This is a genomic window from Burkholderia sp. SR8 (assembly GCF_052851275.1).
In genome coordinates this window covers 1-1,369 of record NZ_JAULUC010000068.1, presented here as the reverse complement: position 1 = coordinate 1,369, position 1,369 = coordinate 1, and the positions used below count along the sequence as shown (strand labels likewise).

The window sequence follows — 1,369 nt, the reverse complement described above, 5'->3', positions numbered from 1 at the left end:
CAGCGCGGTGCAGACGCCCAACTGGGCGCTGCCCGACAACTTCAAGAATCACGGCAACTACGTGATCTCGCTGGGCAACGTCACGCGCTGGCTTGGGGCACAGGCCGAGGCGCTCGGTGTGGAAATCTTCCCCGGCTTCCCGGCTGCGGAAATTCTCTACAACGACGACGGCTCGGTGAAGGGCGTCGCGACCGGCAACATGGGCGTGGGCAAGGACGGCGAGCCGACCGAGAACTTCCAGCTCGGCATGGAGCTGCACGCGAAGTACACGCTGTTCGCCGAAGGCTGCCGCGGCCACCTCGGCCGCCAGCTGATCTCGAAGTTCAAGCTGGATGCGAACGCCGATCCGCAGGCGTACGGGATCGGCATCAAGGAACTGTGGGAAATCGATCCGGCCAAGCACAAGCCGGGCCTCGTGATCCACACGGCCGGCTGGCCGCTGAAGTCCGACACGTACGGCGGCTCGTTCCTGTATCACATGGACAACAACCAGGTCGTGGTCGGCTTCGTGGTCGGCCTCGGCTACACGAACCCGTACCTGTCGCCGTTCGAGGAATTCCAGCGCTACAAGACGCATCCGTCGATCCGCGCGTTCCTCGAAGGCGGCAAGCGCGTGTCGTACGGCGCGCGGGCGATCACGGCCGGCGGCCTGCTGTCGCTGCCGAAGACGGTGTTCCCAGGCGGCGCGCTGATCGGCGACGATGCGGGCTTTTTGAACGCATCGCGGATCAAGGGAAGCCACGCGGCGATCAAGACCGGCATGCTGGCGGCGGACGCCGCGTTCGACGCGGTGCAGGCCGGCCGCCAGTCGGACGAACTGAACGCGTACCCCGACGCGTTCAAGCAATCGTGGCTGTACACGGAGCTGTACCGCGCGCGCAACTTCAAGCAGTGGATGGCCAAGGGCCTGTACCTCGGCACGCTGATGGTCGGGCTCGAGCAGAAGGTGATGGGCGGCAACGTGCCGTGGACGCTGCATCACAAGCATGCGGACCACGAGATGCTGAAGCCGGCGTCGCAGTGCACGCCGATCGAGTATCCGAAGCCGGACGGCAAGCTGACGTTCGACCGGCTGTCGTCGGTGTTCATCTCGAACACGAACCACGAGGAGAACCAGCCGGCGCACCTGACGCTGAAGGACGCGAGCGTGCCGGTGAACGTGAACCTGCACACCTACGCGGGCCCGGAAGCTCGCTTCTGTCCGGCCGGTGTCTACGAGTTCATCAAGAACGACAGCAACGAAGATCGCTTGCAGATCAACGCGCAGAACTGCGTGCACTGCAAGACCTGCGACATCAAGGACCCGACGCAGAACATCGTATGGGTCACGCCGGAAGGCGGCGGCGGGCCGAATTACCCGAACATGTAA

1 protein-coding gene is annotated in these 1,369 nt (G+C 64.5%); it reads left to right on the top strand.

Annotated elements, in window-relative coordinates; all coding sequences use genetic code 11:
- Positions 1-1,369: electron transfer flavoprotein-ubiquinone oxidoreductase (locus Q3A80_RS31820; protein ID WP_446332736.1), on the top strand; the 1,369-nt coding region annotated here is incomplete at its 5' end.